Source organism: Nonomuraea roseola, from assembly GCF_039535395.1.
Lineage (GTDB): Bacteria > Actinomycetota > Actinomycetes > Streptosporangiales > Streptosporangiaceae > Nonomuraea > Nonomuraea roseola.
Window position 1 is genome coordinate 4,479,642 of the sequence record NZ_BAAAXC010000015.1, and the last position, 19,059, is coordinate 4,498,700.

15 protein-coding genes are annotated in these 19,059 nt (G+C 70.7%); 12 read left to right on the top strand and 3 right to left on the bottom strand.

Annotated features, from left to right (window positions below; translation table 11 throughout):
• Positions 1-36: 36 nt before the first annotated feature.
• The 4 genes from ABFX55_RS44700 to ABFX55_RS44715 are packed head-to-tail and all read left to right on the top strand — an operon-like array spanning position 37 to position 5,510.
• On the top strand, positions 37-2,112 hold the full coding sequence (locus tag ABFX55_RS44700) for an Agd3-related carbohydrate deacetylase (RefSeq protein ID WP_346129790.1): 2,076 nt from the start codon (positions 37-39) through the stop codon (positions 2,110-2,112).
• Positions 2,109-3,482 carry a GT4 family glycosyltransferase PelF gene (gene pelF, locus ABFX55_RS44705; RefSeq protein ID WP_346129792.1) on the top strand — a complete coding sequence of 458 codons (1,374 nt, stop codon included), beginning with the start codon at positions 2,109-2,111 and terminating at the stop codon, positions 3,480-3,482. Before ABFX55_RS44700 ends, pelF begins: the two co-directional genes overlap by 4 nt.
• A complete protein-coding gene (locus tag ABFX55_RS44710; protein WP_346129794.1) occupies positions 3,479-4,807 on the top strand; it encodes a hypothetical protein in 1,329 nt (442 codons plus the stop codon). The genes pelF and ABFX55_RS44710 overlap by 4 nt, the downstream gene beginning before the upstream one ends.
• A 10-nt stretch (positions 4,808-4,817) precedes the next feature.
• A complete protein-coding gene (locus tag ABFX55_RS44715) occupies positions 4,818-5,510 on the top strand; it encodes a hypothetical protein (RefSeq protein ID WP_346129795.1) in 693 nt (230 codons plus the stop codon).
• On the opposite strand, the gene ABFX55_RS44720 is transcribed toward ABFX55_RS44715, so the two are convergent.
• Positions 5,482-7,185, bottom strand: a complete 1,704-nt coding sequence (locus ABFX55_RS44720) for a right-handed parallel beta-helix repeat-containing protein (RefSeq protein ID WP_346129796.1) — start codon at positions 7,183-7,185, stop codon at positions 5,482-5,484. The genes ABFX55_RS44715 and ABFX55_RS44720 overlap by 29 nt on opposite strands.
• 66 nt (positions 7,186-7,251) lie before the next feature.
• On the opposite strand from ABFX55_RS44720, the gene ABFX55_RS44725 reads away from it, so the two are divergent.
• Entirely contained in the window at positions 7,252-8,070 is an 819-nt protein-coding gene (locus tag ABFX55_RS44725; RefSeq protein WP_346129797.1) for a TetR/AcrR family transcriptional regulator, read from the top strand.
• On the opposite strand, the gene ABFX55_RS44730 is transcribed toward ABFX55_RS44725, so the two are convergent.
• Positions 8,067-8,978: an adenosine deaminase gene (locus ABFX55_RS44730; RefSeq protein ID WP_346129799.1), complete on the bottom strand. Its 912-nt coding sequence runs from the start codon at positions 8,976-8,978 to the stop codon at positions 8,067-8,069. The genes ABFX55_RS44725 and ABFX55_RS44730 overlap by 4 nt on opposite strands.
• An 82-nt stretch (positions 8,979-9,060) precedes the next feature.
• On the opposite strand from ABFX55_RS44730, the gene ABFX55_RS44735 reads away from it, so the two are divergent.
• A complete protein-coding gene (locus ABFX55_RS44735; RefSeq protein ID WP_346129800.1) occupies positions 9,061-10,182 on the top strand; it encodes a helix-turn-helix domain-containing protein in 1,122 nt (373 codons plus the stop codon).
• Here the strand turns inward: ABFX55_RS44735 and ABFX55_RS44740 are convergent.
• A complete protein-coding gene (locus tag ABFX55_RS44740) occupies positions 10,135-11,328 on the bottom strand; it encodes a metal-dependent hydrolase family protein (protein ID WP_346129802.1) in 1,194 nt (397 codons plus the stop codon). The genes ABFX55_RS44735 and ABFX55_RS44740 overlap by 48 nt on opposite strands.
• 206 nt (positions 11,329-11,534) lie before the next feature.
• Between ABFX55_RS44740 and ABFX55_RS44745 the strand changes: the two genes are divergently transcribed.
• The 6 genes from ABFX55_RS44745 to ABFX55_RS44770 all read left to right on the top strand — a co-directional run bounded on the left by ABFX55_RS44745 (position 11,535) and on the right by ABFX55_RS44770 (position 18,902).
• On the top strand, positions 11,535-12,587 hold the full coding sequence (locus ABFX55_RS44745) for an ABC transporter substrate-binding protein (protein ID WP_346129803.1): 1,053 nt from the start codon (positions 11,535-11,537) through the stop codon (positions 12,585-12,587).
• Positions 12,584-13,336 (top strand): ABC transporter ATP-binding protein, encoded by a 753-nt coding sequence (locus ABFX55_RS44750; protein WP_346129805.1) that lies wholly within the window; start codon positions 12,584-12,586, stop codon positions 13,334-13,336. Before ABFX55_RS44745 ends, ABFX55_RS44750 begins: the two co-directional genes overlap by 4 nt.
• A complete protein-coding gene (locus ABFX55_RS44755) occupies positions 13,333-14,085 on the top strand; it encodes an ABC transporter permease (RefSeq protein ID WP_346129806.1) in 753 nt (250 codons plus the stop codon). The genes ABFX55_RS44750 and ABFX55_RS44755 overlap by 4 nt, the downstream gene beginning before the upstream one ends.
• 222 nt (positions 14,086-14,307) lie before the next feature.
• Complete coding sequence (locus ABFX55_RS44760) at positions 14,308-14,868, top strand: ABC transporter permease (RefSeq protein WP_346129808.1); 561 nt, start codon at positions 14,308-14,310, stop codon at positions 14,866-14,868.
• Between the two features lie 51 nt (positions 14,869-14,919).
• Complete coding sequence (locus ABFX55_RS44765) at positions 14,920-15,525, top strand: hypothetical protein (protein WP_346129809.1); 606 nt, start codon at positions 14,920-14,922, stop codon at positions 15,523-15,525.
• 119 nt (positions 15,526-15,644) lie between these two features.
• Positions 15,645-18,902: a beta-N-acetylglucosaminidase domain-containing protein gene (locus ABFX55_RS44770; protein ID WP_346129810.1), complete on the top strand. Its 3,258-nt coding sequence runs from the start codon at positions 15,645-15,647 to the stop codon at positions 18,900-18,902.
• The last annotated feature ends 157 nt before the right edge of the window (positions 18,903-19,059 follow it).

The following is a 19,059-nucleotide window of genomic DNA, read 5'->3' on the forward strand; positions in this document are numbered from 1 at the left end:
CTCGCGGGCTTTAAACCCACCAAGAGGGGGAATATCGTGAAAAAAGCCTGGTTTGTGCCGGTCGCGATCGGCGTCGTCGCCGCGCTGCCCGCCCCTTCGATCGCCGCGCAGAAGCCGCCGCAGGGGGAGACCCGCGAAGAGACCCACGCCCACGCGGGTCCCGAACGGTCGGACGTGGCGCGTCCCAGGCCGGAGAAGGCCAAGCCACTTCCCAAGGCGAACCTGCGAGCGGTCGAGGTCGAGCAGGAGCCGAGCGCCCGCGCGACCGCCTCTGGCAGGGTCGCGCTCAGGGCGCTGGTGATCGCGGTGGACGGCGCCGACTTCGGCCTGGCCACCTGGAAGGCGGCGCTCGATCGGGCCGGCATGCCGTACGACGTGGTGGAGAGCAGGTCGCAGAGCCTGCCGCCGCTGGTCAGGCAGGACGGCACGGGCGCGTACAACGCGATCCTGCTCACCAACGGCTCGCTGCTCCACCCGGGCGGCGACGGCTACGTCAGCGGGCTCGACCCCGAGGAGTGGAACGCGCTGTGGGCCTACGAGCGCGACCACGGCGTGCGGCAGGTGTCGCTCTACACCGCCTACGGCGCCTTCCCCGAGGACTACTGCCTGCGTCCAGGCAGTGAGGGCGGCATCGGCGCCACGCCGGTCAACGCCACTCTCACTCCTGCGGGCGCCGCCGTCTTCGACCAGCTGAAGGGAACCGTCCCGATCAGCCAGTCCTACCTCTACCGCAGCGTCGTGCAGCAGGGCTGTCAGGCGGAGCCGATCCTCACCTTGGGCAGCGACGTACTGGGCGTCAGGAGCACCTCGCCGGACGGACGTGAGCGGATGGCGCTGACCTTCACCTCCAACCAGTACCTCCCGCAGGCCGACCTGCTCACCCCCGGCCTGCTGCGCTGGGCGACCAGGGGCGTGATGCTGGGAGAGCGGCGCCACTACCTCAACGTGGACGTCGACGACTGGTTCTCCCACACCGACCATCTCAGGACCGACGGCACGATCGACAGCACGCCGGGCTTCAGGATCAGCAGGAACGACGCCGAGGCCACCTACAACCAGCAGCAGAGCTTCAGGGCGAACAACCCGCTCGCCGCGAACTTCAGGCTGGCCCTGGCCTACAACGGCGAAGGGGCCAACCCGGGCGCGCCCAAGACCTGCGTGCTCACGCTGCTCAGCCCCGACCCGCTGACCAGCTACTCCCGCTGCAGAGCCGGCGCGTTCACCTGGATCAACCACACCTTCACCCACCCGAAGATGAACTTCACCGACTACCAGACCAGCTACAACGAGATCGCCGACAACCTCGCCAGGGCGCAGCAGCTCGGGCTGAGCGTCGACAGGACCGTGCTGAAGACGGGGGAGTACTCAGGGCTCGGCGTCTATCACCCCGACCCCGCCAACGACATCGACCCGCCCACCGACCACGGCCTGGCCGCCTCCAACCCCGACCTGCTCCAGGCGGCGAAGGCGGCGGGGGTGAAGTACCTGCACGGCAACATGTCCTTCGGCAGCCACCGGCCCTCCTGCTTCAACTGCGGCACCCGCCATCCGCTCCAGCCCGAGCTGCTCGTGGTGCCCGACTGGCCCACCAACGTCGCCTACCACGTGACGACCAGGGCCGAGCAGACGCTGTTCTACAACTCCTACTACGGGCCGCGCGGCAGGTTCCCCTACTGGCCGGCCGACCAGACCTACGCGCAGATCCTCCACCACGAGAGCGAGGTCGGCCTGCAGCACGTCATGTCGGGCTCGGTCTACGCGCACACCTTCCACCAGGGCAACCTGCGCGGCATGCCGAACCTCGTCTTCGACTGGGTCAACGCCGTGATGAACAAGTACAAGGGCCTGTACAAGGTGCCGGTGCTCACGCCGACCTGGACCGAGCTGGCCGCCCACGTCGAGGCCCGCGACGCCCACTTCGCGGCGCTGCCAGGTGTCGACGCCGTCCTCGACCGGCAGGCGGGCACGGTCACCCTCACCTCCCCGACGGCGGGAAGCGTGTTCGTCACGCACGCGGGGACGGGCGGCACGCCGTACGGCACCGACAGGATCGCCAGGGTCACGCTCGGCGCCGGCACGCCGGTGACGCTCCCCGCGAGCGTGCGTCCGTGAGGGTGACGCTCGTCTCGGAGGGGACCTACCCCTTCGCCATGGGCGGCGTGAGCGTGTGGATGGACCAGCTCATCCGCGGCATGTCCGACTACAGCTGGGACGTCGTCACGCTGACCGTCGACGGGACCGAGCGCTCGCTGTGGGAGCGGCCCGGCAACCTCGCGACCGTGACCGCGCTCCCGCTGTGGCGGCAGCAGGGCAGGAGGAGCGCTCCCGTCCCGCCCTCCTACGCGGAGTTCCTGCGGCTCATCCTCACGCCCGCGGTGATGGGGCAGGGCAGCGCCGCCTTCCTGGCCGCGCTCGAGGACCTGTCGCGGTGCGAGGACCTGCTCGGCGCGCTGACCGGGGCGCGGGGGCTCACGCTTCTCATGGACAGCTGGTACGGCCACCGCATGGACGGCATCAACCTGGCCGACGCCATCACCGCGGCCCATCTGCTCGGCCACATGCTGCGCCCGCTCACCGAGCCGCCCGTCCGCTCCGACCTGACGCACGTGGCGATGAACGGGCTGAGCATGCTGGTCGCCATGGCGGCCAAATGGCGGTACGGCACGCCGATCGTCCTGTCCGAGCACGGCGTCTACCTGCGCGAGCGCTACCTGCAGTACCTCACGGAGCCGGCCTCGCACGCCGTACGCGTGCTGCTGCTGAGCTTCTTCAGGCGGCTGGCGGGCGCGTCGTACGCCATCGCCGACAGGATCGCCCCGCACTCCTCCTACAACAAGCGCTGGCAGCTGAGGGGCGGCGCCGACGACGAGCGGATCAGGGTGATGTACAACGGCGTGGACCCCGACGACTTCCCCGTGGCGGAGGGGGAGCCCGAGGCGCCGACGCTGGTGTTCATGGGCAGGATCGACCCGCTCAAGGACATCCACACGCTGATCCGCGCATTCGCGGTCGTCAGGGACAAGCTGCCCGACGCGAGATTACGGATCTTCGGAGGTGTGCCCGACGGTAACGAGTCGTACCAGGCGAGCTGCGAGGCGCTGGTCGGCGAGCTGGGTCTGGAGGGCGCGGCGATCTTCGAGGGCAGGGTCGCCTCGCCGCTCGAGGCCTACCACGCCGGGCACGTCGTGGCGCTGACCAGCATCTCGGAGGGCTTCCCCTACACCGTGGTCGAGGCGATGGCCTGCGGCAGGCCGGTGGTGTGCACGAACGTCGGCGGCGTCTCCGAGGCGGTGGCGGGAGCGGGCTACGTCGTCGCGCCGCGCGATCACCGGGCGGTCGCCGAGGCCGCGCTGCGGCTGCTGACCGACCCTCCGCTCAGGCGCAGGCTCGGCACGCTGGCCAGGTCGCGCGTCATGGAGAGGTTCACGCTGCGGCAGTCGCTCGCCGACTACCGCCACGTCTACAGGGAAGTCGTGCCGTGAAGATCATCATCGAGCCGATCGACGAGCTGGTCGAGCAGCTGCGGCCGAGGCTGGCCAGGGCGGTCGAGCCGCTGCAGGTGGCCGCGGCGCTGGAGTCGGAGGGGCTCAACGACAAGCTGGCGCGCGAGCGCTACGGCCATGCCGACGTCTTCTCCCTCGCCGAGACCGTCTACGCGCGGCTCGTCAGAGCCGAGCCTCCGCCGCCCGCCGAGGCCGGCCGCGACACCACCTGGCGCTCGCTCGTCCACGGGCCGCTCTACGCCATGCCCGCCGCGCTGCTGCCCGCCGTGACGGCGCTGGTCGGAGTCGAGTCGCTGATGCCCGGCCTCGTCGTGACGACGGGGATCGGGTGGGTGCTCGGCTCGGTGCTGTCGCGGCTGGCCTACGGGCTGACCGGGCTCGGCGCGCCGGCCTCCGCGGCCATGACGCTGCGCAGGGGGCTGGTCCTCGGGGTGATCGTGGCGGGCGGCACGGCGCTGCTGTGGGGGCCGATGTCGATGGTCGTGCTGGCCGTCGCGCAGCTGACCTTCCAGGTGTGCTCGGGGATCCTGCTGTTCCACCGGCGCGAGGGGCTGCTCGCGATGCTGATGCTGCCCGCCACCGTGGCGGGAGCCGGCTACGTGGTCGTGGGCGAGCCGGTCGTCGCGCTCGTCGCCGTGGCGCTGGGCGTGCTGTCCATCGGCGCGGTGGCGTGCGCGGCCGTCCTGCTGACCAGGCACGGCAGGCCGGAGCGGCCGGTCAGGGGACAGTTCACCGCGGACCTGGCGCTCGCGCTGGTCTACAGCGCGCTGACAGCCGGCTTCCTGCTGCTGGCGGAGGCGGCCTACGTCGTCTCCAGGCCCGACCTGGCGGTCGCGGGCGCGGGCCTGGTACTCGGGATGGGCGCGCTCGAATGGCGGGCGCACCGCTTCGAGTCGGCGGTGCGGGGCGTGATCAGGCAGGTGTGCTACCCGGCGGAGTTCACCGCCCAGGGGCACAGGCTGCTGCTGCGCGGCCTGCTCTGCTGCCTCGCCGCGCTGACCTGCCTCACCGTCGCCGTGCTGGCGATGACCGAGGTGAGCCTGCAGGGCGTGGTGATGGCCGCCGCCCACGTGGTGCTCGGCGGCGCCTACTTCGTGGCCTTCCTGCTGGCCAACCAGGGCAGGCTGGCCGAGCTCTGCCTGGCGCAGGGCGCGGCGCTGCTGGCGCACCAGGGCGCGGGGCCGCTGCTGCCGGAGGGCCCGCTGGCCGACGTGCTGCTGTTCCTCGCCGCCTGCCTGCTGTTGCTGTCGCTGCTGCTGGCCCTGATGTCCGGCAGCCTCAAGGACGTGTGGCACTACCGCTGAAGGAGCGCGCGTGAGATCCCCGATCTGTTTCTACTACGGCGACGGACGGCTCGACCGCCTCGCCGCCTACGAGAAGGTCGTCCTGCAGGCCGACTTCTACACCCCCGATCAGCTGGCCGTTCTCAAGGGCCAGGGCGTGCACACGCTCGGCTACCTGTCGCTGTCGGAGGACGTCGGCCCGCCCGCGCCATGGCAGCGGGCCGAGCGCAATCCCGACTGGGGCGGCGCGTTCGTGCACGTGGGCGATCCCGGCTGGGTCGCCCACGTGGTGGAGCAGGCCAAGGCGGCGATCGCCACCGGCTTCACCGGGCTCTTCCTCGACACGCTCAACCTCGAGCAGACCTTCCCGGAGGACCTGCCCCACCTGCTCGCCCTCATCGCCGCGATCAGAGAGGAGGCGGGGCCCGACTACCTGCTGGCCAACAGGGGCTTCGCGCTGCTGCCCAGGGTGGCCGAGCTGGTGGACGGCGTGCTGTTCGAGTCGTTCTCGGCCCGCTGGGTCGACACAGAGACCTACGCGCCGTGGCCCGACGACGTGCTGGAGGTGCACGCCACGGTGGCCGAGCACCTCCTGGAGTACGACCTGGACCTCTACGCGCTCGACTACGCCGACACCGCCGAGCTGGCCGACTTCGCCCACCGCAGGGCGGCGGAGTACGGCATGCTCTGCTTCGTCAGCGACCGCGTGCTGTCGAGGGCGTAGGGCGGATGCCCGCGCCCGCCACGATGGCGGCCACCCCGGCGTCGTCGTCGAACGCCTGCTGGGCAAGGGTCGTGTTGCCGGAGAGCGTCACGCCCTCAGGGGCCTGGCCGGGGTCGGCGTCCCAGAAGTTGCCTGTGAAGGTGACGTGCTCCAGCGGCGGCGACACGTTCAGCACCACGGGTGCGTCGGCCCGATGGACGACGTTGCCCTGCACGGTGACCCACGCGGCCCCGTAGTCGGTGTAGAGGCCGAAGTTGTAGGGAGTGATCGTGTCGCGGACGACGTTGCCTCGGATCAGCGCACCGGTGTCCCGCGAGACGCCCTGGCTGCCCGAGACGTAGATGCCGCCGCCGTCAGCCAGCACCTGCATCGTGTCGTGCACCAGGTTGTCGAGCACCTGGGCGCCGCGCCCCTCGTAGACCACGATGCCCGCGTGCGGCACGTCGTTGACCTCGTTGTGCGACAGGACGGTGTCGCGGGTGCCGGACAGCAGGATGGCCGGTGAGCCGTGGTAGTCGCGCCCGATGTGGTGGACGTGGGTGTTCTCGATCCGGTGGCGCAGCGCGCCCGAGCCGATGACCACGCCGCCGCCCGACACGTCGTCGACCACGCTGTCGCGCACCACGTTGTCCGCGCCTTCGCCGCGGAACTCCAGCGCCACCCCGCCCATGCGGGTGAACCTGCAGCCCTCCAGCGTGACCCGGGAGGCGCCCTCGAAGATCACGTTTCCGGGCATGGTCGCGGGGTCGCCTGGGACGGTGACCTGTCCCTGTCCTTCGGCGAAGGTGACCGTCTGGAGCAGGCCGCCGTCGTAGTAGCCGTTGCCGTGGTAGTGCAGGAAACCCTCGGGGGCGCTGGGCCGCAGCCAGGTCGCGTCGGCGAAGGTGATGCCGAGGAAGGAGACGTCGTGCACGTCCACGGCGTGCAGCAGCGTCTCCAGCACCGGCGCCACCACGTCGCCGAGGTCCTCGCCCGGCAGCGGCAGGTAGTGCAGGACCCCGCCGGCCAGTGCGAAGGAGCCCTCCGTCAGGAAGGCGGGGCTGTTCTCCGCGGAGGTCGGGGCGTCGGCGCCGTTCGACTCCCCGGCGCCAGGGCCGTCCCAGGAGATGATCGAGTGGTAGAGCCGCGCCGCCCAGCCGAAGGCCGGCTGCGCCATGGTGACGGTGGCCGAGCGGTCGTCGCCCGAGATCAGCGCCACCGGGCAGCGCGCCTCGGACCAGGGGTAGGCGCCCCTGTAGACGAACTCCACCTCGCCCTGCCACGAGCCTGGAGCGGGGTCGTCGGTGACGTAGCCGATCTCGGTCCTGGTCAGGCGGTGATCGAGGGTGATGGCCGCGCGGGGGGCGCGCCGCCCCGAGACGTAGAGCTGGCGGGTGGCGAGGCCGGGGACCTCGGCCCTGTGGACGCCGTCGTCGTCCCTGCGCCAGCCGGTGACCGGCCGTCCTCCGCTGATCACGACGCTCTCCTGCTCGGCGGTGCCGTAGCCGTGGGCCTGGTAGACGACGCCGGAGTCGGCGGCCGAGAGCCTGAGCGGCTCGGTGAGCCGGTGGACGCCGGCCCTGAGGCTCACCACGGTGCCGGGCTCGGCCGCCGCGCGGGCCCGCTCCAGTGTCGCGAACGGCCGCTCCTGCGTGCCGGGACCTGAGTCGTCGCCTGCCGGATCAACGAAAAGCATGGGGAGTCCTCTCGCGTGTATGGTGTACACATCTGGTATACAGCATAGACAGGGTGGGAGGTCAAATTGAGTAATCCTGAGCGCAGTACCGAGTTGCTGTGGGGCGCGAGGTCCAGGAGCGGCCTCAGCCTGGAGCGGATCGTGCGCGCCGCGATCGAGCTGGCCGACGCCGAGGGCCTGGCCGCCGTCTCCATGCGGAGGGTCGCCGAGCGGCTCGGCTTCACCACCATGTCGCTGTATCGTCACGTGCCGGGCAAGGCCGAGCTGGTCGACCTCATGTGCGACGAGGTGATGGGCGAGACGGCAGGCAAGGGCGCGCGGCCCCGCGACGGCTGGCGGGCGGAGCTGGAGGGGTGGGCGCGCGCCGATCTGGCGCTCCACCGTCGCCATCCGTGGCTGGTCGAGGCCGCGCACTCCAGGCGGGTGCCGGGGCCGAACGCGATGGCGGGCTTCGAGTGGGCGCTGGAGGTCGTGTCGAGGACGGGGCTGCCGCACGCGCAGGTGGTGGCCGTGGTGACCCTCGTCGGCGGCTTCGTCGAGAGCGCCGCCAGGCAGATGGCTCAGCGGACGCGCACCGAGCGGCGCACGGGCGTGAGCGACGAGGAGTGGTGGGGTGCGCGCGACTCGCTCTTCCAGCACATGGACAGGTATCCGACGCTGAGCCGCATCTACGAGGAGGGCGGGTACGACGCCCCTCTCGACCCGTTCGAGTTCGGCCTGCAGCGGGTGCTCGACGGCATCGAGGCACTCATTCGTGATGAAATACGTGACGAAATTCGATGCGCGGTATGCGGGAAGGCTCTCGACGAGACGGGTAAGGGCAGGCCGCGAGACTACTGCTCCCGCGCCTGCCAGCAGCGCGCCTACCGCATGCGCAAGGGCTAGAAGGCGAAGGCCGCCTCGAAGGAGTTGCGGGCCAGCTGGTCGAGCTGGGCCTCGCTCATCCCGAGCTCCTCACGCAGCGCCCGGTAGTTGTCCTCGACGTACCCGCCGAAGTAGGCGGGGTCGTCGGAGTTCACGGTGACGAGCAGGCCCTCGTCCAGCATGGCCGGCAGGATGTGGTCGCGCAGCGAGGGCACCGCGCGCAGCCGGACGTTCGACAGGGGGCAGACCGTGAGCGGGATCCGCTCCTCGCGCAACCTCGCCACCAGCGACGGGTCCTCCATCGCCCTGATCCCGTGGTCGACCCGCTCCACGCGCAGGATGTCGAGCGCCTCCCACACGTAGTCGGGCCCGCCCTCCTCGCCCGCGTGCGCCACCCTGTGCAGCCCCTCGCCCGCGGCGATGTCGAAGACCCTGCGGTACAGCGAGGGCGGGTGGCCCACCTCCGCCGAGTCGAGCCCGACCCCGATGAACTGCTCCCTGTACGGCAGCGCCGCCCTGAGCACCTCCTCAGCCTCCTCCGGCCCCCTGTCGCGCAGGAAGCACATGATCAGCGCGGCCGGGATGTCGCTGTCCTTCAGCGCCGCGTTCAGCCCGCCGAAGACCACCTCGAGCGGCACGCCCCTGATCAGGTGCGCCTGCGGGTCGAAGAAGATCTCCGCGTGCTGCACGCCCGAGCGCTTCAGGTAGGCGGTGGCCAGGTCGTAGAAGTCCTGCTCGGTCCGCAGGACGGCCATGTTCTCGTAGTAGATGTCGAGGAAGGACTGCAGGTTCACGAAGTCGTAGCGGGCCCTGATGGCCTCCACGTCGAAGGTGGGCAGCTCGACCCTGTTGCGCCTGGCGAGCTCGACGACGAGCTCCGGCTCGAGGGTGCCTTCGATGTGCAGGTGGAGTTCAGCTTTCGGCCGCATGGGATCGAGTAAACCCGAGGGACGGCAGGGCGGGTATCGTGCAAACCTCCGAACTCTCGCCACACGACCTGGGGAAACAGCCATGAGAGTGGCCGACCTGCTCGCGCGCGCCGACATGAGGCTCACGCCCGTGACCGGCGCGATGGACCGGCAGGTGCTGAGGGCCTACACGACGGACCTGCCCGATCCCCGTCGCTACCTGCGCCCAGGCGATCTCGTGCTGACCAGCGGCGTCTGGTACCGCGAGCCCGGCGACTGCGCGCTGTTCGCCGACGCGCTGTGGGCGGCCGACGTGGCGGGGCTCGTGGTCGGCCTGGTCGTGCTCGGCGAGCTGCCCGAGGCGCTGGTCGAAGCCTGCGCCAGGCGCAGGGTCCCGCTCGTGCTCGCCGCGCCCGAGCAGTCGTTCGGCGCCATCACCGAGGCCGTCACCGCCGAGGCGTTCGCCGCCGAGCAGCGCAGGGCCGAGCGGGTCAGGGCACAGGCGCTCATCGACCTGCTCGACACCCAGCAGCTCGCGCCGGGCGAGGTCTCGGCGCACCTGCGGCTGCTCGGGGCCGATCCAGGGCTGCCGACGACGGTGCTGGTGGTGGGCGGCAGGGGGAGCGACCTGCCGGCCGTCCTGCACGCCGCACTGGCGAGGAAGGGCCGCCATCTGGTCGTCGGCGGGACGCCGGAGGAGGCGGTGGTCCTGGTCAACGGCAAGGTCTCGCGCAGGACCCTGGCCGACGAGCTGCGCGGCCTGACGGGCATGGAGATCGCCGTGGGCATCAGCGAACCGGCCGCGAGCGTGTCACAGCTCGGCGCGGCGCTGGAGACGGCGCGGCGCGGGATGGCGGCGGCCAGGAGCGGCCCGGGCCCCGTGTCGATCATGTCGGCGGCCGACGTCGACTCCTTCGACCTGCTGCTGGCCGCGCTGCCCGAGGCGGTGCGCAGGTCGTTCAGGGACCACCTGCTCAGGCCCGTGGAGGAGTACGACGCGCGGCACGGCTCGGAGCTCCTGCGCACGCTCGACATCTTCCTGGAGACCTGCGGCTCGTGGCAGCGCGCGGCGGACGAGCTGTTCGTGCACGTGAACACGTTGCGCTACCGCATGCAGCGCATCGAGGAGCTGACCGGCAGGCGGATGGCCTCGATGCGCGACCGCACCGACCTCTATCTAGCCCTCAGATCGGGGAAGAGCCCCCGCGACGAGCCTGCCGCGTGAGACCACGGCGACGATGTTCTCCGTCGCCAGGTCCTCGATCCGCTCCCACGGACGGCCGCGCAGCACGACCAGGTCGGCGCCCAGCCCCTGGGCGATCCTGCCGACCGGCGCGCCGATCGCGTCGGCGGCGTCGGAGGTCGCCGCGCGCAGCGCCGACTCCGCGTCCATGCCCAGGATCTCGGTCATGTGGACGACCTCGGCCAACTGGTCGCCGAACCGCACGTGATGGCCGTTGGCGTCGGTGCCGAGCACGAACCGCACGCCCATCCGCGCGGCCTCGCGCAGCAGCACGTTGCGCCTGGCCACCAGCTCGGCCGCCTTCTCCATGGCCTCGGGCGTCACCGGCACCCTGCCGTCGGCGATCGCCTCGTTGATCAGCAGCGTGGGCGCCACGGGGGTGCCGCGGGCGGCGAGGGTCTCGGCCAGGTCGTGGCTGAGCAGCGTGCCGTGCTCGATGGAGTCGACGCCCTCCTCCACCGCGATCCTGATGCCCTCCTCGGAGTGGGCGTGCGAGGCCACCAGCATGCCGAGCGCGTGGGCCTCGTCGACGACGGCCCTGATCTCGTCGCGCGTGTAGTTGCGCCAGCCGTTCTTGTCGCCGATCGACAGCACGCCGCCGCTGGTGGTGAGCTTGATCCCGTCCATGCCCGCCCGCGCCCACGTGCGCACCAGCTTGCGGCACTCGTCGGGCCCGTCGGCCGTCGGCTTCCTCTGAGGTACGGCAGGCGGCACGAACAGGTCGTTGTGCCCCGCGGTCATCCCCACGACGCCGTGCACCTGGATGCGAGGGCCCTGCAGCACACCGGCGTCGAACGCCCTGCGCAGCGCCACCTGCGCCTCGTCGCCCGCCAGGTCGCGCAGCGTCGTCACGCCGTGGCGCATGGCCCGCTGGGCGTGGGCCACACCGTGCAGGACCTGCTCGTCGCGCGTCGTGACCAGCGGCCAGGTCGCGAAGTCGGGCATCGCCCCATGACCGGCGTAGCCGACGAGGTGGACGTGCGTGTCGACCAGGCCTGGAATCACGCACAGGTCGTCGTGGCGCTGGGCGGCGGGCCTGACGCCGTCGATCCTGTCGGGCTCCCAGGTGAGGTCGACAGGGCCGCGGTATTGGGTACCGTCCCAAAGGGGAATTCCGTCAAGTCTCATTTCGCGATCGACGTTACCTGACGGCTCGGCCACCTGGAGAAAGCTCCGGACCTGGCGCGGTGGCGCTGTAGAGACCTCCAGCGCGGTGCAGGGGATATGCGCCCTCCATGGCGCGCCGGGCTCGATCGCCGAAACCTTGTCACACGATGGTAATAATCGATGCATACCTTCCTGACCTGCACGTTCTTTCAGGCGCTAGGAGAATTATGGCTACCTTCGACCGTCGCGCGTTCCTGCGGACGACCGGCCTGGCGGGTCTGGCGGTCGGACTGGCCGCCTGCGGTGGCGAGACCCCCGGCACCGGCGGCGGCGATGCCGCCAACGGTTTCGGCTCGGTGAAACTCCAGCTGTCGTGGAAGAAGAACGTCGAGTTCGCGGGTGAGTACTTCGCCGACAGCAAGGGCTACTACAAGGCCGCCGGCTTCGACAAGGTGGAGCTGCTGTCCGGCGGCGGCTCGGGAACCTCGGTCGAGTCGGGCCTGGCCACCGGCAGGTGCTGGATCGGCCTGTCCGCGCCCACCATCACCGCCCCCGCGATCCTGCAGGGGGCGCCGCTGAAGATCGTCGGCGCCACCTTCCAGAAGAACCCCTTCGCGGTCGTCTCCCTCTCCAAGAACGCCATCAAGGAGCCCAAGGACCTGGTCGGCAAGCGGATCGGCGTCCAGGACTCCAACGAGCTGGTCTGGAACGCCCTGCTCAAGGCCAACGGGCTCGACCCGGCGCAGGTGACGAGGGTGCCGTTCCAGTCCGACCCCTCGATGCTGACCTCGGGCCAGCTCGACGGCTACATCGGCTTCGTGACCAGCGGCCCCGTCCGCCTGAGGATGCAGGGCCACGACCCCGCCTACCTGCTGTTCGCCGACCACGGCCTGCCGCTGGTCGCCGAGACCTTCACCGTCACGCAGGACACCATCGACAACGAGCGCGACAAGCTCAAGGCCTTCCTCACCGCCGAGATCAAGGGCTGGAAGGACGCCGTCGCCGATCCCGCCAAGTCCGCCGAGCTCGCCGCCACCGTCTACGGCAAGGACCAGAACCTCGACGTCAAGGAGCAGACCGAGGAGGCCAAGATGCAGAACGAGCTCATCGTCACCCCCGACTCCAAGGCCAACGGCCTGTTCACGATCACGGAGAACCTGATCGGGCAGAACATCGCCTCGCTCGCCCAGGCCGGCCTGAACATCACGCCCGAGCAGCTCTTCGACATGTCGATCCTGAACGAGGTCTACAAGGCCGACCCTTCGCTGAAGCCGGCATGAGCGGCCTCAGCATCAAGGGCCTGAGCAAGACCTTCGGCAAGGGCCTGACCGCGATCAGCGAGGTGGACCTGGAGACGCCCAAGGGCGCCTTCCTCTCGCTGCTGGGGCCCTCCGGCTGCGGCAAGTCGACCGTCCTGCGCATCCTGGCGGGGCTCGAGGAGCCGACCGCCGGTGAGATCACGGTCAACGGCGAGACCCCCTCGCAGCTGCGCAGGAGCCACCACCTGGGCATCGCCTTCCAGGACTCCGCGCTGCTGCCGTGGCGCAGCGTCGCCGCCAACATCCGCCTGCCCCTCGAGGTGGCCGGGCTCAAGCCCGAGCCAGGTGTGATCGAGGACCTGATCAAGCTGGTCGGCCTCGAAGGCTTCGAGAAGGCCAGGCCCTCCGAGCTGTCGGGCGGCATGCGCCAGCGCGTCTCCATCGCCCGCGCGCTGGTCGTCAAGCCCAGCGTGCTGCTGCTCGACGAGCCGTTCGGCGCCCTCGACGACATGACCAGGCAGCGGCTCAACCTCGAACTGCTGCGCATCTGGACGGAGAAGCCCGCCACGACGCTGATGGTCACCCACGGCATCGGCGAGGCGATCTTCCTGTCCGACGTGGTCGCCGTCATGAGCCCCAGGCCGGGCAGGGTCATCGAGATGGTCCCGATCGACCTGCCCAGGCCGCGCACGCCCGACATGATGCGCACGCCCGAGTTTCACGCGCTCCACGACCACCTCAGCGACCTGCTGTTCGGACACGCCTCATGAGGAGGGTCCACGGACTGGCCGGCGTCGTCGCGCTGATCGCGCTGTGGTGGCTGGCAGCGGCGACCGTCTTCTCAGGAAGTGGAGCCGTGCCCACCCCGTGGGCGGTGCTGCGGAGCATCGCCGCCGACGGCTGGGCCTTCTACGGGCCCAACATCGGCGCCACCCTCGGGGCGGCGGTGCAGGGCTTCCTCTGGGGCAACGGGCTCGCGCTCGCCGTCGCCGTCCTCGTGCTGCTCGTGCCGCAGCTCGAGGCCGTCGCCACCCAGCTCGCGGTGATCAGCTACTGCATCCCGCTGCTGGCCATCGGCCCCATCGTCCTGGTCGTCTTCGGCGGCGACGCCACCGTGGTCTTCCTCGCCGCGATCTCGGTCTTCTTCACCACTCTGATCGGCGCCCTGCTGGGCCTGCGTTCGGCCGACCGCACAAGCCTCGACCTCGTCTCCGTGTACGGCGGAGGCCGTCTGGCCAAGCTGCGCTTCGTCCAGGTCATCGCCGCCCTGCCGAGCACGTTCGCGGGGCTGAAGATCTCGGCGCCCTCGGCGCTGCTCGGCGCCATCATCGGGGAGTACCTCGGCAGCAACGACCAGGGTCTGGGCGTCTCCCTCATGATCTCCCAGCAGCAGTTCCAGGTGCCGCGCACGTGGGGCCTCGCGCTGACGGCAGGGCTGATCGCCGGCCTGGGCTACGCGGTCGTCGCGCTGGCCTCCCGCGCGGTCACCCCCTGGGCGTACGGGAGGGCCGCCTCGTGATCGGACGCACCATCGTGCGGGTCGTCGGCCCCCTCGTCCCCCTCGGTCGTCATCGTCGTCGCCGGCTGGTGGCTCTTCCTCGAGGTCTTCGGCATCAGCCCGCTGGTCGGCAAGCGGCCGCCCCAGGTCTGGTCCTACCTGTCCACCCCAGAGGGCTTCGACGCGGTCTCCGGCGCCCTCGGCATCACCATCAGGGACGCCGCGGTCGGCTTCACCACCGGCATGATCGCCGCCCTCGTGGTCGCCGTCACGTTCGTGCTGTTCAGGCCCGTCGAGCAGACGTTCATGCCGGTCGCCATGCTCCTGCGCTCGGTGCCGCTGGTCGTCATGACCCCGCTGATCACCCTGGTGTTCGGCCGCGACCTGGTCGGCGTCGCCGTCATCGGCGGCATCGTGGTCTTCTTCCCCGCCCTGGTGAACATCGCCTTCGGCCTGCGCTCGGCCTCCCCCCAGGCCACCGACCTGGTCATGGCGTACGGCGGCGGCCGCATGACGGTCCTGCGCAAGGTCGCCATCCCCACGGCCATGCCGGCCGTCTTCGCCTCGGCGCGGATCTCCGTGCCCGCCTCGATCATCGGCGCCCTCATCGCCGAATGGCTGGCGACGGGGGAGGGCATCGGCGCGGAGATCCTCCGGGCGATCGGCGGGTTCCGCTACGACGAGGTGTGGGCGGACATCGTGGTCGTCACGGGGGTGTCGATCCTGGCGTACGCCGTGGTGGGCGTCGTCGAGTCCCTCGTCCTGGCCCGCTTCTCCGACGACCCCCTGCACGCGTCGCGCTGAGAGAGCCCACGTATAGGGTCTGCGCATCGCAGTCGAGGCAGGGAGGCGCAGGTGAGGAGAGACTGGGCGTGGGCCGTGGGCATCCCGCTCGCGGTCATCGTGTGCGCCTGGGCGGCGTTGAACCCCTGGCTGTTCTGGCCGGGCATCGTCGTGGGAACGCTGCTCTGCTTCATGGCGTGGATCGTGACGTCGATGCCGCACGACCGGCACGGTCTCGGCGTGCTGGCGATGTTCGGCGCCTTCGCCCTCCTGCTGTTCGCCGGGTCCGCGGCGTACGAGGGGGCGATGGGGGCGTACGGCGTGCGCGCCGACGTCGTGGTGGTGGCGGTGGAGCACAGGGAGAACGACGGGGGCGCCGACTGGGAGTGCCGGGTGGCGCGGCTCGACGGCACGGAGGTGCCGTACACGCTGACCGAGACGACAGGGTGCGGCGAGGAGCTGGCGCGCGGCCGGCACGTCCGGGTGGTGGAGGACCCGCTGGGCTGGTTGCGCCCGAGGCTGGACGAGCCGCCGACCTTCTCGCCGGCGACCCAGCTGGGGGTGGCGGGCGGCGTCACGGTATGCGTCGCCGTGTCGATCCTGTGGGGGCGGTCGCGCCCTCGGCCGGCTCGGGGAGCGTCCGTCAGGAGAGCGTCAACCGGTCCGTACCAGTATTGACCGGACGGGCAGCCGGGTGATCTCATATGAGCAATCCTGCACCCTTTAAGGGTGGATTGAGCATAGGAGGACGAGTGCCCCCCAAACGTCCCGCTTTGATCATCCTTGCGACTGCCCTCATGGCCTCTTCTCTGTTCGCCCCGGTCCCGGCGCACGCCGACGCCGTCGAGATCTATCCGACTCCCCAGCAGGTCACCCCCCGCGACGACGGTTTCCCTCTCAGCCCGGTCGTCGGACTGGTCCGTACCACCCGTAGCGACCCTCAGGCCGAGGCCGTCGTACGGCAGGCGCTCCGAGCCGCAGGGGTGAAGCGCGTCAAGACGACCGACGGCGAGGACCCCAGGACCCCCGTCACCCTCTGGCTGGGCGGCGGCGCCGACAAGCTGGGCGTGGAGGGGTCCCAGGGGCTTCCCGCCGAGGGCTACGTCCTGGCCGCGGGCGAGGGCGTGGGCGGCAAGCACGTCGCCCTCGACGGCGTCGACGCCGACGGCACGTACTACGCCGCGCTCACCTTCGCCCAGCTGATCCGGCAGCGCCAGGGCAACGACAGGATCCCCGGCGTGGTCGTGCGCGACTGGCCCTCCATGGCCTACAGGGGCTCGATCGAGGGCTTCTACGGCACGCCGTGGTCGCACCAGGACAGGCTCGACCACCTGGACTACCTGGGCGCGCACCGGATGAACACCTACCAGTACGCGCCCAAGGACGACCCCTTCCACAGGGACAGGTGGCGGGATCCGTACCCGCAGGACAAGCTGGCGCAGCTCGGCGAGCTGATCGGCCGCGCCAGGGCGAACAGGGTGGACTTCACGTTCGCGATCTCGCCCGGCCTGTCGATCTGCTACACCTCGGCCGACGACGTGAACAAGCTGCTGGCCAAGTTCGAGGCGATCTACGCTCTCGGCGGCAGGTCGTTCAACGTCGCGCTCGACGACATCGACCCCAACAGGTGGAACTGCGAGGGCGACAGGGCGAGGTACGCGGCGAAGGGCCCGGGGTGGGCGCAGACCGACCTGCTCAACACCGTGCAGGAATGGGTGCGCGGCAAGGGTGACGTCTCGCCGCTGCAGACCGTGCCGACCGAGTATTACAACGCCACGGAGACGCCGTACAAGAAGGCGTTCAGGGACAACCTCGGCCCCGAGGTGATCGTCCACTGGACCGGAAAGGGCGTGGTGCCGACGGCGATCCTCAAGAGGGACGCCGCCGAGGCCAAGGCGGTCTTCGGCCACAAGATCCTGGTCTGGGACAACTATCCGGTCAACGACTACGCCCCGGGCAGGCTCCTGATCGCCCCCTACACCGGGCGGGAGAACGGCCTGTCCGAGAGCCTCGTCGGCATCATCTCCAACCCGATGAACCAGGCGGCCGTCAGCAAGATCTCGCTCTACTCCTTCGGCGAGTTCGGCTGGAACGACCACGCCTACGACGCCGAGCAGTCGTGGCTGAGGGCGCTGTCGGAGCGGGCGGGCGGCGACGAGGCGACCGTGCGGGCGCTGCGCGACTTCGCCGACCTCAACACCCTGGACGGCACGCTGCACCGCGAGCAGTCACCGGTCCTGGCCGAGGCGATCGCGAAGGGCGAGGGGCTGCGCGAGCTCGCCGAGAGGTACGCCAAGGCGCCGGAGCTGATCGAGAGCGGCGTGCGTGACAGGGCCTTCGTCGAGGAGGCCGAGTCGTGGCTCGACGCGACCAGGTTGTGGACGAAGGCGCTGGTCAGGTCGCTGGACCTGCTCGAGAAGGTCCGCGCGGACGACGGGGCGGGCGCGCTGGCCATCCGCGGCGAGATCACCCGGCTGGTCGCCGACGCCAAGGCCATCAGGGACGTGCGGCAACCCCACTCCACCACCTACCCCAAGATCGGCGACGGCGTCCTCGACAGGTTCGTCATCGACGCGCTCAAGACGTACGACGCGTGGCTCGGGGTCGGCTCGGGTCGCGCCACCGCCTCCAGCACGCTCGGCGTCTACTCCGGGCACGGGCCCGAGCTGATGGCCGACGGCGACCTCGACACCTTCTACTGGAGCCCCTCCTCTCCGCGCACGGGTGACGCGGTCACGCTCGACCTGGGCGCGGTGAAGTCCATCGGCGACATCGCGCTGCTGATGGGCAAGTCCTCGAGCCCCGACGACTACATCCGCTCCGGTGTGCTGGAGCACTCCCTCGACGGTCAGTCCTGGACGAGGCTGACCAGCGGCACCACCGCCGAGGTCCGGTTCAAGGCCCCCGCCGGCACGCTCGCCCGCCACGTCCGTTACCGCTCGGCGGGCGCGCAGGACAACTGGCTCGTCGTGCGCGAGTTCACCGTCGCCACGCTGGACGACTCGGAGACCAGGCTGACCGCGAGCGGCACCCCCGCGGGCGATCTTCAGGCCACGGTCGACGGCAACCTGGACACCGTCTACACGCCCTCCGCCGTTCCGGCCGAGGGCGACGCCCTCCAGGTCGCGCTGTCACGGCCGCGCCTGATCGACAAGATCGTCGTCATCGGCACGGGAGCCGCCGAGGTACAGGTCAGGACCGGCGGACAGTGGCAGGGAGTGGGCTCTCTCACGGGGCCCTACACCGAGCTGGACGTCACCGACACGACGGGCGACGCCGTACGGCTGGCGTGGACGGCAGGCGGCGCCAAGCCGCAGATCGCCGAGATCGTGCCGCGCTACGCCGACGTGCCCGCCGCCGAGCTCAGGATCACCCCCGGCACGCTGGTGGCGTCGGCGGGTCAGCAGGCCACCGCCACCGTCGTGGTGAGCTCCCAGTTGGCCAGGCCGGTCACCGAGACGCTCAAGGTGGCCGCGCCCGAGGGCTGGACCGTGTCGCCCGCCCAGAAGGAGGTCACCGCGCCGCGGGGCGGCCAGGTGGCCGTCCCCTTCGAGATCACCCCACCGGCGGGCGCGGCGGGCCGTACCGAAAGGCTGTCGTTCACCTTCGGCTCGGTCACGCAGGAGCTCCAGGTGGAGGTCCACCGGCCGGTGGCGGCGGACAACCTCGCCAAGGGCAGGCCCGCCACCGCCTCCAGCGTGGAGGGCGGCACCGTCTTCGAGGCGGCCAAGGCCGTGGACGGCAACCCCGCCACCAGATGGTCGTCCAGGGCGGCCGACGGCGAGTGGATCCAGGTGGAGCTCGCCCAGCCCGTGGACGTGGGCAAGGTCGTGCTGCGCTGGGAGGCCGCCTACGGCTCGGCCTACCGGATCGAGGTGTCGGCCGACGGCGTCACCTGGACGCCCGCCGCCGAGGTGGGCGCAGGTAACGGCGGCGTCGACGAGGTGTGGATCGACTCGCCCAACAGCACCAGGTTCGTCCGCATGCAGGGCGTACGGCGGGCCACCCGTTACGGGTACTCGCTGTGGGAGGTGGAGGTCCACAGGGCCGCCTGACCGAACGTCAGGACATGCTTCGACCCCCCTCCGTGACGGTTCGTCCCTGGCCGGTATGGCCTGGGGCCAGTCGTCCGGGGAGGGGCCGGGGCCTGCGAAGGAAGCTCGTAGGTTTCGGGTGGGTGCGGGGTGGTTTGCCGACTTGGGGCGGGGGGTT

Bases quoted from the DNA above. Each gene is read 5' to 3' on its own strand.
- ABFX55_RS44730 (WP_346129799.1), bottom strand. From the start codon at position 8,978: ATGCGGCCGAAAGCTGAACTCCACCTGCACATCGAAGGCACCCTCGAG.
- ABFX55_RS44740 (WP_346129802.1), bottom strand. From the start codon at position 11,328: ATGAGACTTGACGGAATTCCCCTTTGGGACGGTACCCAATACCGCGGC.
- ABFX55_RS44735 (WP_346129800.1), top strand. From the start codon at position 9,061: ATGAGAGTGGCCGACCTGCTCGCGCGCGCCGACATGAGGCTCACGCCC.
- ABFX55_RS44755 (WP_346129806.1), top strand. From the start codon at position 13,333: ATGAGGAGGGTCCACGGACTGGCCGGCGTCGTCGCGCTGATCGCGCTG.
- ABFX55_RS44745 (WP_346129803.1), top strand. From the start codon at position 11,535: ATGGCTACCTTCGACCGTCGCGCGTTCCTGCGGACGACCGGCCTGGCG.
- ABFX55_RS44750 (WP_346129805.1), top strand. From the start codon at position 12,584: ATGAGCGGCCTCAGCATCAAGGGCCTGAGCAAGACCTTCGGCAAGGGC.
- ABFX55_RS44760 (WP_346129808.1), top strand. From the start codon at position 14,308: ATGATCGCCGCCCTCGTGGTCGCCGTCACGTTCGTGCTGTTCAGGCCC.
- ABFX55_RS44720 (WP_346129796.1), bottom strand. From the start codon at position 7,185: ATGCTTTTCGTTGATCCGGCAGGCGACGACTCAGGTCCCGGCACGCAG.
- ABFX55_RS44770 (WP_346129810.1), top strand. From the start codon at position 15,645: ATGGCCTCTTCTCTGTTCGCCCCGGTCCCGGCGCACGCCGACGCCGTC.